Genomic DNA, 12,899 nt, shown 5'->3' with positions numbered 1-12,899 from the left:
TCGGTCAATCGTTCGGGGTCGCGGCTTTGGCGGGCACGCGGGGCCGGTCGCGGCCCTCGGTGGTGGCATCGAGGTGCAGCCAGGGCATGACGCTCTGGGTGAGTTCCTGGTGCCGCTGCACGGCCGCGTCGCTGCGCCGCGCCACGGCGGCCACCAGGGCCTCGATCAGGGCCAGGGCGGTGGCGTTCGAGGTGGCCGCCACCTGGCGCTGGATGTGGGCATACAAGGTGCAGTCGGCCAGCTCCACCAGGGGCGAGGCGGGCTTGTCGGTGAGGGCCAGAATGCGCACGCCGCGCTCACGCGCCAGCCGCGTCAGCGCCACGGTATCGCTGACGTAGCGCGGAAAAGCCAGGGTGATCAGCAGATCGCGGGGCCCGCGCCGGAACAGCTGGCGCGCCGCATGCGACGGGCCGCCGGCCTGGGCCAGGCAGCTCACGCCGCTGCAATAGGGCTCGAGTTCGTGCTGCAGCAGGCCGGCCAGGAAGGCACTGCTGCCCCAGCCCAGGGTCATGACCTGGTCGGCCTGCAGCAGCAGTTCGACCGCCTGCTCACAGGGCTGGTCTTGCAAGGCCTGCAGCGTGTGGTCCAGGTTGTCGCGGGTTTCCTGCAGCGAGGCGGCCATGGTCTGCACCGTGCCGGCAGGCTGCTGCAGGTTGCTGCGCAGGCTCTCCACCGGCGCCAGCACCGACTCGAAGCCACGCGCCAGCTCGGCCCGGAACTGCGGGTAACCCGCAAAACCCAGCGCCCGGGCCAGGCGGTTGGCACTGGCCACCGACACCTCGGTCTCGCGCGCAAACTCCTCGATGCTCAGCGTGGCGGCCCGGAAAGGGTGCGCCAGCACGGCCCGCGCCATGCGCTGCAGCGCCGCCGGCAGGGACGGCGCCTGGCTGGCCACGTGCTGCAGCACCGGCAGGCCGGCGAAGCGGCCTGCCCAATCGGCAGTGGAGACGGTGGCGGGCTCACGGGGCATGGTGCGAAGCGTGCAAAAGGGGCGCTGTAAAGAAGTTTTCAGATAACTGAAATACTGTAAAGCAATTTACAGGCCTGCCGCATGGGGTTCTTCCCGGGGCTATTTCCGGTATTCCACGGGGGAGAGCGTGCCGAAGCGCACCGATCAGGGGCACGGCGGCAGCGGCGCGGTGCATAGGCGAAAAAAAACCCGGCAGGTGCCGGGTTTTCCAAACTGGAGTTGAAGAGGTATTGCGTAACAATCAACCAGCATCCAGCGCCTGAGAGGCTTTCAACCAGCCTGCCGCAGCAGACCAGCGTCACCCCAGGATCTGCACTTCCAGACAGCGAAAAATCGCTGGCGCGACTCCGGAAGACAACCCGGGGCGTCCCATCGGCGCCCACATTCTTCCCTGCATGCCTTTCAGCCCTTCAGCGGCTTGGCGCACTGTTCGCCAAGGCTTGACGACAAATGGGCTGAGAAGCCTTCCGAATGTAACAATCCGATACGAAATCCGCAAGCCCGACCGGCGCCCACGCCAGCGCCAGAGGGAGCGGCGGATCGATCTGGCGGCGTCGCGCTCAGGCCAATGTCATCAGGCTGGCATTGCCGCCTGCCGCCGCGGTATTGACGCTCAGGGCTCGTTCGACCAGCAAGCGCTCCAGCGGAATGGCCGCCTCGCCCGGCAGCAGGCCGGTGATGCCGACAATCGGGCCCGGGCGCTGGGCCACACGCAACGCCACCTGGCGCAGGGCCGCAGGCTCACCCTGGTGCAGCACGGCATCGAAATGGGTTTCGGGGCGGGTCCAGTCGCTGCACAGCACGATGCGGCCCTGCACGGCGTCGGGCAGGCGCTGCAGCAGGGCCTGCGCCTTGTCGGGCCAGACGGCCTGGCTGCCCACGGCCAGCACGGCGGCCAGTTGGCGCAGGCGGTCGTCGTCCTGATCGGCCAGGCACAGCACGGCCTCGCGCGGCAGCAGGGTATAGACATTGCGCTCTCCGGTCGGGCCGCACAGCAAGCGGGCGTGCCCGGCGCGGGCCTGCGCGCCCCATTGCGCACAGGAAGCTGCCACCGCCGTCTGGCCATTGCGCTCAGACCACTCGGCCAGGGCCTGCAACGCGGCCGGCAACACCTCCGGCTGGTGGCCGGATTGCGCCGGGGCGCCAGCCTCGTCCAGGCTGCGGGTCAGGGCCGCCTCGGGGCGCTGCGCCAGCAGGCGGTACAGGTACAGGGGGCCGCCGGCCTTGGGGCCGGTGCCCGACAGGCCCTCACCGCCAAAGGGCTGCACCCCCACCACGGCGCCCACCATGTTGCGGTTCACATACACATTGCCGGCGCGGGCCCCGGCCACCACGCGCTCGATGGTTTCGTCGATGCGGGTGTGCAGGCCCAGGGTCAGGCCGTAGCCCGTGGCGTTGATCTGGTCCAGCAACTCGGGCAGGGCCTCGCGGCGGTAGCGCAGCACGTGCAGCACGGGGCCGAACACCTCGCGCTGCAGTTCGCTGAGGCTGTTCAGTTCAATCAGGGTTGGCGGCACGAAGTGGCCGTGCCGGGTATCGTCCAGCCCGCCCCGGCCCAGGGGCTGCTGCACACGGCGGCCCTGGGCGCGCAGAGCGTCGATGTGGCGCAGCAGGCCGGCTTGCGCCTCGGCGTCGATCACCGGGCCCACGTCGGTGTGCAGCTGATCGGGGCGACCCAGGCGCAATTCGGCCATCGCACCGGCCAGCATCTCCAGCACGCGGTCGGCGGCTTCTTCCTGCACGCACAGCACGCGCAGGGCCGAGCAGCGCTGGCCCGCGCTGTCGAAGGCCGAGGCCAGCACATCGGTGACCACCTGCTCGACCAGCGCGGACGAGTCCACGATCATGGCGTTCTGGCCGCCGGTTTCAGCAATCAGGGGCACGGTGCGCCCCGCCGGGCTCAGGCGGCCGGCCAACTGGCGTTGCAGCAGGCGCGCCACCTCGGTGGAGCCGGTGAACATGACGCCCTGCACGCGCTCATCGCCCACCAGGGTGGCGCCCACGGTCTCGCCGCGGCCGGGCAGCAGTTGCAGCACGGCGTCGGGCACACCGGCCTGGCGCAGCAGGCGCACAGCCTGGGCCGCCAGCAAGGGGGCCTGCTCGGCCGGCTTGGCCAGCACCGGGTTGCCGGCAGCCAGGGCCGCCGCCACCTGGCCCGTGAAGATGGCGAGCGGAAAGTTCCACGGGCTGATGCAGACCACCGGGCCCAGTGGCTGGTGCGGCAGATCCGCCAGGTCGCGGCGCGCCTGGGCGGCGTAGTAGCGCAGAAAATCGACCGCCTCGCGCACCTCGGCCACGGCATTGGCGCAGGTCTTGCCGGCTTCGCGCACCAGCAGGCCCATCAGCACGCCCAGCTGTTGCTCCATCAGGTCTGCCGCCTGCTCCAGGGCCAGGGCACGCTGCGCCGGGGCGGTGGCGGCCCAGGCCGGCGCGGCCTCGGTGGCCGCCTGCAGCGCCCATTCCACCCCCGCCAGGGTGGTTTCCTGCACCCGGCCGACGCGGTCGCGCAGGTCGGCCGGGTTGAGCACCGGCTGGGCGGGTTCGGCCCACTCGGCCCGGGCTTCGGGGTCGGCCAGCAAAGGCTCGGCCTGCCATTCGGTATGGGCGCTGCGCAGCAGATCGGCGTGCAGGCCGGTCAGCGCGGTATCGCAGGCCAGGTCCACGCCCTGGGAGTTGCGGCGTGCCACACCGTACAACTCAGGCGGGGTGGCGATGGAAGGATGCGGCAGGCCCAGCGTGCCTTCGCGCAGGGCCATCTGCTCGACGGTCTGCACCGGGTCCTGGACCAGCTCGTCCAAGGGCAGGCTGGTGTCTGCGATGCGGTTCACAAAAGAGGTGTTGGCGCCGTTTTCCAGCAGGCGGCGCACCAGGTAGGCCAGCAGGGTTTCGTGGTTGCCCACCGGGGCGTAGATGCGGCAGGGGCGGTTCAGGCGGCCGGCGGCCTCGGGGCCCACCACCTGCTCGTACAGGGGTTCGCCCATGCCGTGCAGGCACTGGAACTCGTACTGCCCAGGCTGGTAGCGCGCCGGGTCGGCCAATTGGTAGATGGCGGCCAGCGTGTGGGCGTTGTGGGTGGCGAACTGCGGGTAGATGGCCTCGGGCGCGGCCAGCAGGCGGCGTGCACAAGCCAGGTAAGACACATCGGTGTAGGCCTTGCGGGTGTACACGGGGTAGTCGCTCAGGCCGTCGAGCTGGGCGCGCTTGATCTCGCTGTCCCAGTAGGCGCCCTTGACCAAGCGCACCATCAGGCGGTGGCCGCTGCGGCGGGCCAGGTCGATCACGTGGTCGATCACGTGCGGGCAACGCTTCTGGTAGGCCTGGATCACAAAGCCGATGCCGTTCCAGCCGGCCAGCGCGGGCTCGAAGCACAGGCGCTCCAGCAGCTCCAGCGAGAGCTCCAGGCGGTCGGCCTCTTCGGCGTCGATGTTCAGACCGATGTTCTGGCCCCGCGCCTGCAGCGCCAACTGGCGCAGCACGGGGTAGAGCTCGGCGTGCACGCGATCGTGCTGGGCACGGCTGTAGCGCGGGTGCAAAGCCGACAGCTTGATCGAAATGCCGGGGCCTTCATACACGCCGCGCCCGCCCGAGGCCTGGCCGATGGCGGCAATGGCCTGCTGGTAGTCGCGCAGGTAACGCTCAGCATCGGCCGTGGTGAGGGCGGCCTCGCCCAGCATGTCGTAGGAGTAGCGAAAGCCCTGGGGCTCCAGGGTGGCGGCATGGCGCAAGGCCTGGGCGATGGTCTCGCCCGTCACGAACTGCTCGCCCATCATGCGCATGGCCATGTCCACGCCCTTGCGGATCAGGGGCTCACCACCGCGCGCGGTCAGCCGCCCCAGGGCTGCACCCAGGCCGCTTTCGCTGTGAGTGGCCACCAGCTTGCCCGTCAGCAGCAGACCCCAGGTGGTGGCGTTGACGAACAGAGAGGGGCTTTTGCCCAGGTGGCGTGCCCATTCGCCATGGGCGATCTTGTCGCGGATCAGGGCATCGCGGGTGGCGGTATCGGGAATGCGCAGCAAGGCCTCGGCCAGGCACATCAAGGCCACGCCCTCTTGGGACGACAACGCGTACTCTTGCAGCAGCCCCTGCACCAGGCCGGCACGGCCGCCAGCGCTCTTGCGTTCGCGCAGGTGACGCGCCAGGCGCTGGGCCAGTTGCTGGGTGGCCTCGGCCAGGGGCTGGGGCAGTCGGGCCTGCTCCAGCAACTCGGGCACCACCTCGGTCTCCGGCCGGCGCCAGGCGGCGGTGATGGCGGCGCGCAACGGGCTGGCCGGCTGCAGGCCTGGCGTGAAGGGCTGGAAGGGGGTGCAGGTGTCGGCAGCGGGGCTCAGGGGCGGGCGGATGGACATGGGGTGGCTCCTCGGATTCGGTGAATTGCGCTATCTTCTTAGCCATTGGTGTGAATATTTATCCATATTTGCAATCAAAGACCGAATAAATCACCACGCAATTCACCTCCCGTGCGCAGGTCATGCGAGCGCCGCACAATGGATGGCATGAAACCACTGCAAGACATTGCCCTGTCCATGCTCGACCTGGTGGCGGTGCGCGAAGGCGGCACCGTGGCCGACGCGCTGGCCATCGCCCTGCGCACCGCCCAGCACGCCGAAAAGCTCGGCTTCACGCGCTACTGGCTGGCCGAGCACCACAACATGAGCGGCATCGCCAGCTCGGCCACCGCCGTGCTGGTGGGCCACATTGCCGGCGGCACCGAGCGCATCCGCGTGGGCTCGGGCGGCGTGATGCTGCCCAACCATGCGCCGCTGGTGGTGGCCGAGGCCTTCGGCACCCTGGCCGAGCTGTACCCGGGCCGCATCGACCTGGGCCTGGGCCGTGCGCCGGGTACCGACGGGCTGACCATGCGGGCGCTGCGCCGTGACCGGGTGGAGACCGAAGAAGACTTTCCGCGCGACGTGGCCGAGCTGCAGCGCCTGCTGGGCCCGGCGCAACCCGGCCAGCGCCTGATCGCCATGCCGGGCGCCGGCACCAACGTGCCAATCTGGCTGCTGGGTTCCAGCCTCTTCTCGGCCCAGTTGGCCGCCGAGCGCGGCCTGCCCTACGCCTTTGCCTCGCACTTTGCGCCACGCATGCTGCTGCAGGCGGTGGACCTGTACCGGCGCCTGTTCAAGCCCTCGGCCACACTGGAGAAGCCGCATGTGGTGATCGGTGTGCCCTTGATCGCCGCCCCCACCGATGAAGAGGCCGAGTTCCTGGCCAGCAGCACCTACCAGCGGGTGCTGGGCATCCTGACCGGCGACCGGCGCCGCCTGCAGCCCCCTGTGCCGCACTACCGGGCCCAGTTGGCCCCGCAGGAGCGCGCCGCGATCGATGATTTTCTGGCCGCCGCCGTGGTGGGCGGGCCGGGCACCGTGCGCGAAGGCCTGGCCCGGCTGGCCGACCTGACCCAGGCCGACGAGTTCATGCTGGTCAGCGATGTGTTCGACCCTGCGCTGCGCCTGCGCTCGCTGGACATTGCCGCCGCAGCGCTGCGCGGCTGAACCGCCCCCCCCCGGGCGCTGCGCGCCCGCTTCTTGCATGCACACCGGCGGGCCATGACGGCGGCCAGACCGGCCCGCCGGATGTGCACGCCCCCCTCCCCAGGCCCCGAGTTTTCCACTCAAGCATTGACCTGAAATTCTTGGAATTTCGGCCACTCTGCGATAGACTCGGCTCGTTTCAATCACGAAACTATGTTTTACCTAAGAAACGAACCGGATTGGAGAACGTCATGAGTGCATCAGCGGCCGCCGAAGGCGTGCAAACCGCGTACCAGCCCCCCGAGGGCATGAACCTGGCGCAATGGCTGAAGTCGCGGGTGGCCACCCGTGCCACCCGGCGCTACGACTGGGAGGCCTTGAAGTTCCAGGCCGACTTCGACCCCAAGTACGCCCGGGCCCAGATGCGCTACGTGGGCACGGGCGCCACCGGCGTGGCCAGTGACGAAAACACCGTGGTGGCCGAGCACTTCACCTTCTCCACCATGATCCTGCCGGCTGGCGCCGAAGGCCCGCTGCACATCCACACCGATGCCGAAGAAGTGTTCTTCGTGCTGCGCGGTCGGGTGAAGCTGATCGCCGAACTGAACGGTGAAACCTGGGAAATGGAAGCCGGCGAGCGCGACTTGATCTCCTGGCCGGTGGGCGTGTACCGTGGCGTGATCAACATCGGCGACGAAGAAGCCCTGATGTGTGTGATGGTGGGCAACCCCAAGCCGGTGACCCCGACCTACCCGCCCAGCCACCCCCTGGCCAAAGTCAAGCGCTGAGCCTGCGCAACGCACCCCCACGAGGAAACAACATGAGTGTTCAGGGCATTGACGAAATCACCTTCGGTGCGGCGGATCTGGCCAAGTGCCGCCAATTCTTCAGCGACTGGGGCCTGCACCTGGTGGCCGAAGAGCCGCAAGAGCTGGTGTTCGAGTCGCTCAACGGCTGCCGCGTCAAGGTGGCCCATTCCGACAAGCCCGGCCTGCCCGCCGGCATCGAGGCCGACCCCACGCTGCGTGAAGTGGTGTGGGCCGTGGGCTCCAACGCCGAACTGGAGGCGCTGCGCAAACGCCTGGCTGGCCAGCCCGGCTATGTGGACGACGGCCAGCGCATCGGCTGCACCGACCCCAACGGCCTGGCCGTGCGGGTGCAGGTGACCCGCAAGCGCGTGCTCGACCTGCCCTGCGCCCAAACCAACACCTGGGCCACACGTGGTCGGGTGAACCAGCCCAGCCCGGCCTACGACCGTGCCACGCCGGTCGAGGTGGGCCATGTGGTGTTCTTCGTGAAAGACCTGGCGGCCACCACCGCCTTCTATGAACAGCACCTGGGCTTTGTCGTGTCCGACCGCTACCCCGGTCGCGGCCACTTCATGCGCTGCGCCCCCGAGGGCGGCCACCACGACCTGTTCCTGCTGCAACTGCCCGAGCCCCGCGCCGGCCTGAACCACGTGGCCTTCACGGTGCGTGACCTGCACGAGGTGATTGGCGGCGGTATGCACATGTCGCGCTGCGGCTGGAGCACCGAACTCGGCCCGGGCCGGCACCCGATCTCGTCAGCGCTGTTCTGGTACTTCATCAGCCCGGCAGGCGCCCTGGTCGAGTACTACACCGACGAAGACGAGCTGACCGCCGACTGGCAGCCTCGCGATTTCACCCCCGGCCCCACCGTGTTTGCGGAATGGGCCATCAAGGGCGGCATCGACGGCCAGACACGACGCCAGGTCAACGCCGACGCGCCGAGCGGCCGTTTCATGACGGACCGCCCCAAAGACTGATCACCGCCTATTCGTCCCTAACTGACACCCACCGAAGCACCCGGAGGTTTTTGATGAGCAACACCCCCCCTCTCTACAACGAAACCCATCAGCACCGTGACGCCACACCGACCGCGTACGAAAACCTGCTGGGCGACTCGATCGAGCGCGCCTTCGCGCAAGGCCTGCACGAGATCGAACCCCTGATCGACTACCTGAACAAGGCCGGCCCGGCCGGCCCCAACAGCCAGCCCTGGACGGTCGAGACCTTCAAGGCCGAGATGGCCCGCCTCGGCGCCTGATTCACCCCACCCTGGAGCACATCAAGATGCAAACGTCCAACGTCTATTTCCAGCAAGACCCGGTCGACGCCGCCCTGGCCGTGGGCCTGAAAGACCTGTGGTTCCCGATCTGCCCGTCGTCCTTCCTCAAGAACGACCCGATCTCGCTGCGCCGCATGGGCTACAAGATCGCCTTGTGGCGCGACCACGAAGGCAAGGTTCACGCCCTGGAAGACCACTGCCCGCACCGCGGCGCACCGCTGTCGCTGGGGGTGATCCTGGGCGACCGCATCGCCTGCCCTTACCACGGCGTTGAAGTGAGCCACGACGGCACCGTGACCAGCGTGCCCGCCATGCCCGGCTGCAAGCTCGAAGGCTCGCGCACCACCCGCATGTTCCACGCGGTGGAAAGCAATGGCGCGATCTTTCTGTTCAACTCGACCGAGCCGCAGATCGACACCCCGCCGCCGCTGCGCCTGCCCGAAGAGCTGACCTCGCCCGAGTGGTCGTCCTTCCTGTGCTACACCGAATGGGGCTGCGACTACCGCTATGTGATCGACAACGTGATCGACCCCATGCACGGCACCTACCTGCACAAGCAGTCGCACACCATGTACGAAGGCGATGTGACGGCCGAATTCCACATCCGCGACACCGACACCGGCTTCGTGTTCGAGAAAAAGGGCCAGCGCAACGTCAACTTCGACTGGACCGAGTGGATCGACACCGGCATCCACCTGATGCGCCTCGAGATCCCCTACCCGAAGACCGGCGGCCCTGGCGGCAACTTCGCCATCATTGGCAGCTACACCCCCATCAGCCGCCAGGCCTCGGGCGTGTTCCACTGGCGCTGCCGCAAGGTGGATGGCTGGCAGCGCGACACCTGGCGCTTCCTGTACAAGAACCGCCTTGAGCAGCGCCACTGGAATGTGCTGGAGCAGGACCGCGTGGCCGTCGAGACCATGGAGCCCGATGCCAACCAGCGCGAGTTCCTGTACGCCCACGACATGGGCATCGTGCGCCTGCGCCGCCACCTGAAGGGCCTGGCCCAGGCCCAGATCGACCGCGCCGCCACCCCGGCCTGAGCGCAAGCGGCCTGAACCTGAACCGCCCGGCACGCCCTGAAAGCGGCCACCAAGCGCCCCCGACTGCACCTGGCAAGCTCTGGCTACCAGCCTGCCTCGGGGGCGCGGCGCTCTGTGACCAACATTAAACTCAAGCCCTCCCGACCCTCACCCACAGCCCCCCGTCACGGCCATGTCGAATCCAATCAAAGCCTACATCCACGCGCTTCGTTACGAGGCCGAGGACATCCACAGCGTCGAACTGCGGCGCGCCGGCGGAGGTGAACTGCCCGAGTTCGCCGCCGGCTCCCACATCGACCTGCACCTGCCCAACGGGCTGGTGCGCAGCTACTCGCTGCTCAACGCCGCCGGCGAACGCCACCGCTATGTGCTGGGGGTGCTGAAAGACCGGCGCAGCCGCGGCGGCTCGCGCTGCGTGCACGAAGCCCTGCGCGTGGGCCAGAGCATCGACATCAGCGAGCCGCGCAACAACTTTGCGCTGCACGAAGACGCCGGCCACTCGGTGCTGGTGGCCGGTGGCATCGGCGTCACGCCCATCCTGTGCATGGCCACGCGGCTGAAGCAGCTGGGCCGTTCCTTCGAAGTGCTGTACTTTGCCCGCTCGCGCAAGAGCGCCGCCTTCATCGCCGAACTGCAGGCCCTGGGCGCCCCGCTGCACCTGCATTTCGACGACGAACAGAACGGCCCGCCTGACCTGAAAGCCCTGCTGGCCGCCCGGCCGGCCCAGGCCGACACCCATTACTACGCCTGCGGCCCCGCCGTGATGCTCGACGCCTTCGAAAAGTTCTGCGCCGAGCTGGGCTATGCCAACGCCCACATCGAGCGCTTCACCGCCGTCGAAGTGGCCGCCGCCTCGGACGCCCGCCAGAGCTACACGGTGGAGCTCAAGCGCAGCGGCAAGACGATCTCGGTCGAAGCCGGCCAGAGCCTGCTGCAAGCCCTGAACGCCGCCAAGGTGAACTGCGTCACCAGCTGCGAAGAAGGCATCTGCGGCGCCTGCGAAACCCGCGTGCTCGACGGCCAGCCCGACCACCGCGACTCGGTGCTCAGCACCGCCGAACGCGCGGCCAACAAGGTGATGATGATCTGCGTGTCCGGCTGCAAGAGCGAGAGACTGGTGCTGGATCTTTGAGCGAGCCGCCCTCAACCGGTGTCAGCCAAGCATTTGGAGTGATGCAGGTGGGCCTCAGGGCCCCGCCCCCCCTGGGCGGGGCCCGCTCAAGCAGCATGCGATGAGAAGGTCTCCAGGGCGTTGTCAGGTCTCGCGAGGGAACGACTTGCGCGCCAGTGGCTCGATCTCCTCCCAGGCAGCACGCTCCTGCTCAATGGCCTCACGCAATTCATCCTCAGACGGCAACACCAGCCTGTATTGAGAAGCAAATATCTGTTCGCTGCCTTTCAAGATGGAATATCGGGCCACCGACAGATCTTTCTGATCGCACAACAGGATGCCCACCGTCGGGTTGTCTGCCGGCCCACGTCTGAGCTCGTCGTACATGCGCACATACATGTCCATCTGCCCGATGTCCTGATGGGTCAGTCGACCCGCCTTCAGATCGATCAACACAAAGCACTTGAGAAGGTAGTAGTAGAACACCAGATCGATGTAGAAGTCCTGAAAATCTGTGCTCACGCGCTGTTGGCGTGCCACGAAGGCAAACCCTTTCCCCAGTTCCAGCAGAAAAGATTGCAGTTTGTCCATCAAGGCCTGCTCCAAGCTGGACTCCAGCAAACGCCCTGACCCGGGCAAACCCAGGAACTCCAGCATCACGGGGTCTCGCAAAAAGTCACGCGGCTTTGGCGCTGGTCCGCGGGTGGGGGGCACGCTCTCGGAAGTCGATACGACAGGATCGCTGCCGAGCAGTCGCCGCTCGTAATAGAGGGTGTCGATCTGTCGATCAAGCACCCGGGAACTCCAATTCTGGCTGGCCGCTTCGGTCATGTACCAACGACGGGCTTGCGGATCGCCGACGCGCAAAAGCATTCTGTAATGGGTCCAACTCAATTCCCGACGCAGTGCGTCGCGAATTGGGAAACTCAGGAAGAAGCCACGCATGTGCCTGAGGTTGGAGACGTCAAAGCCCTTGCCAAATTCCCGGCTGAGGGCTTCCGCCAGCCGTGGCAGCAGCTTTTGACCGTAGGTGGCCCGAGACGCTCCGCCTTGCTCAAACTCGACAATGTGACGCCCGATCTCCCAACATGTACTCACCTGTGCCACATCCACCGCACGCAGGGCCTGACGACGCCCGCGATGAATCGCGTCTCGCAAAGCCTCCAACAGACCGGAAAGGGGCGCAGCGTCTGAGGCAGGCGCGTGTTTCATGCGAGAACTCCTTGCAGGGTGGGCCCCCTGAGTTGCAAAGAGTGTGTTGCCACCAGCGCCTGTGGCCGTCATGGCCATCGGGCCTGGAACGATCAGGGGTGCATGGAAGTGGCCACGCGGCCCGGTGGACGGCGAAGCACAGACATGAGCCGCCCAAAGCCAGGGACAAACCGCTGCACGTCAAAAGCTCTGCCTTGAAGCAAGCTTCAGAGCCTCAGAAAGTGCCCGGGTAAGAGCCCCCATCCAGCAACACGTTCTGCCCGTTGATGTACCCCGCATGCACGCTGCACAGGTAGGCGCAGGTGTTGCCGAGTTCCTCGGGCTGGCCCAGGCGGCGGGCCGGGTGGCGGGCGATGCGGGCGGCGCGCACGGCCTCGGCGGTGCTGCCTTCGCGCCGCGCCTGGGCTTCGAAGTTGCCGGCCAGGCGGGCCGTGTCGAAGGTGCCGGGCAGCACGTTGTTGATGGTCACGCCGCGCGCCACGGTGCTGCGCGCCAGCCCGGCCACAAAGCCGGTCAGGCCGCTGCGCGCGCCATTGGACAAGCCCAGGCCATCCACCGGCGCCTTGACCGCGCTGGAGGTGATGTTGACGATTCGGCCGAAGCCGCGCGCCATCATGCCGTCCAGCGTGGCCTTGATCAGCTCGATGGGCGCCAGCATGTTGGCGTCCAGGGCCTTGATCCAGTCCTCGCGCTGCCACTGGCGGAAGTCGCCGGGCGGCGGGCCGCCCGCGTTGGTGACCACGATGTCGAAGTCGGGGTGGGCGGCAAAGATGCGGGCGCGCCCTTCGGCGCTGGCCACATCGGCGGCCACCCATTCGGCCCGGCCCGGCCCGAGGGCGTTGAGCCGCTCGGCAGCCTCGCGCAGCGGGCCTTCCGTGCGGGCCACGATGACCACCTGCACGCCTTCACGCACCAAGGCGGTGGCACAGGCCAGGCCCAGGCCCGAACTGGCGCCGCACACCAGGGCCTTGCGGCCCGAAATTCCAAGATCCATGACTCAG

Annotated in this window: 10 protein-coding genes; 6 read left to right on the top strand and 4 right to left on the bottom strand. The window is 67.8% G+C overall.

From position 1 onward, the window contains the following. Positions 1-4: 4 nt before the first annotated feature. Both F624_RS0118060 and putA read right to left on the bottom strand, forming a co-directional pair. The gene (locus F624_RS0118060) at positions 5-970 is read right to left on the bottom strand and encodes a MurR/RpiR family transcriptional regulator (protein WP_019575741.1); all 966 of its coding nucleotides are present in this window, start codon (positions 968-970) and stop codon (positions 5-7) included. A gap of 560 nt (positions 971-1,530) precedes the next feature. Further along, on the bottom strand, positions 1,531-5,316 hold the full coding sequence (gene putA, locus F624_RS0118055) for a trifunctional transcriptional regulator/proline dehydrogenase/L-glutamate gamma-semialdehyde dehydrogenase (protein WP_019575740.1): 3,786 nt from the start codon (positions 5,314-5,316) through the stop codon (positions 1,531-1,533). Positions 5,317-5,463: 147 nt separating this feature from the next. Between putA and F624_RS0118050 the strand changes: the two genes are divergently transcribed. From F624_RS0118050 to F624_RS0118025, 6 genes are all read left to right on the top strand, one after another. Next, the gene (locus F624_RS0118050) at positions 5,464-6,465 is read left to right on the top strand and encodes an LLM class flavin-dependent oxidoreductase (protein WP_157443510.1); all 1,002 of its coding nucleotides are present in this window, start codon (positions 5,464-5,466) and stop codon (positions 6,463-6,465) included. 287 nt (positions 6,466-6,752) lie between these two features. Continuing rightward, positions 6,753-7,232 carry a cupin domain-containing protein gene (locus F624_RS0118045; RefSeq protein WP_245573679.1) on the top strand — a complete coding sequence of 160 codons (480 nt, stop codon included), beginning with the start codon at positions 6,753-6,755 and terminating at the stop codon, positions 7,230-7,232. A gap of 32 nt (positions 7,233-7,264) precedes the next feature. Further along, positions 7,265-8,230 (top strand): VOC family protein, encoded by a 966-nt coding sequence (locus F624_RS0118040; RefSeq protein WP_019575737.1) that lies wholly within the window; start codon positions 7,265-7,267, stop codon positions 8,228-8,230. A gap of 53 nt (positions 8,231-8,283) precedes the next feature. Then, complete coding sequence (locus tag F624_RS0118035) at positions 8,284-8,511, top strand: recombinase-like helix-turn-helix domain-containing protein (RefSeq protein ID WP_019575736.1); 228 nt, start codon at positions 8,284-8,286, stop codon at positions 8,509-8,511. 26 nt (positions 8,512-8,537) lie between these two features. After that, positions 8,538-9,575, top strand: a complete 1,038-nt coding sequence (locus F624_RS0118030; protein WP_019575735.1) for an aromatic ring-hydroxylating oxygenase subunit alpha — start codon at positions 8,538-8,540, stop codon at positions 9,573-9,575. 172 nt (positions 9,576-9,747) lie between these two features. Continuing rightward, positions 9,748-10,707, top strand: a complete 960-nt coding sequence (locus F624_RS0118025; protein WP_019575734.1) for a PDR/VanB family oxidoreductase — start codon at positions 9,748-9,750, stop codon at positions 10,705-10,707. A 123-nt stretch (positions 10,708-10,830) separates the two neighbouring features. Here F624_RS0118025 and F624_RS0118020 read toward each other — a convergent pair whose 3' ends face one another. Together F624_RS0118020 and F624_RS0118015 are read right to left on the bottom strand one after the other, a co-directional pair. Then, the gene (locus F624_RS0118020; RefSeq protein ID WP_019575733.1) at positions 10,831-11,898 is read right to left on the bottom strand and encodes a PDDEXK nuclease domain-containing protein; all 1,068 of its coding nucleotides are present in this window, start codon (positions 11,896-11,898) and stop codon (positions 10,831-10,833) included. A 214-nt stretch (positions 11,899-12,112) separates the two neighbouring features. Next, a complete protein-coding gene (locus F624_RS0118015; protein WP_019575732.1) occupies positions 12,113-12,892 on the bottom strand; it encodes an SDR family oxidoreductase in 780 nt (259 codons plus the stop codon). Positions 12,893-12,899 lie beyond the last annotated feature (7 nt).

The organism is Curvibacter lanceolatus ATCC 14669, from assembly GCF_000381265.1.
GTDB classification, from domain to species: domain Bacteria; phylum Pseudomonadota; class Gammaproteobacteria; order Burkholderiales; family Burkholderiaceae_C; genus Curvibacter; species Curvibacter lanceolatus.
Note: the sequence above shows the minus strand (reverse complement) of the source record. Positions and strands in the feature narration are given on the sequence as shown.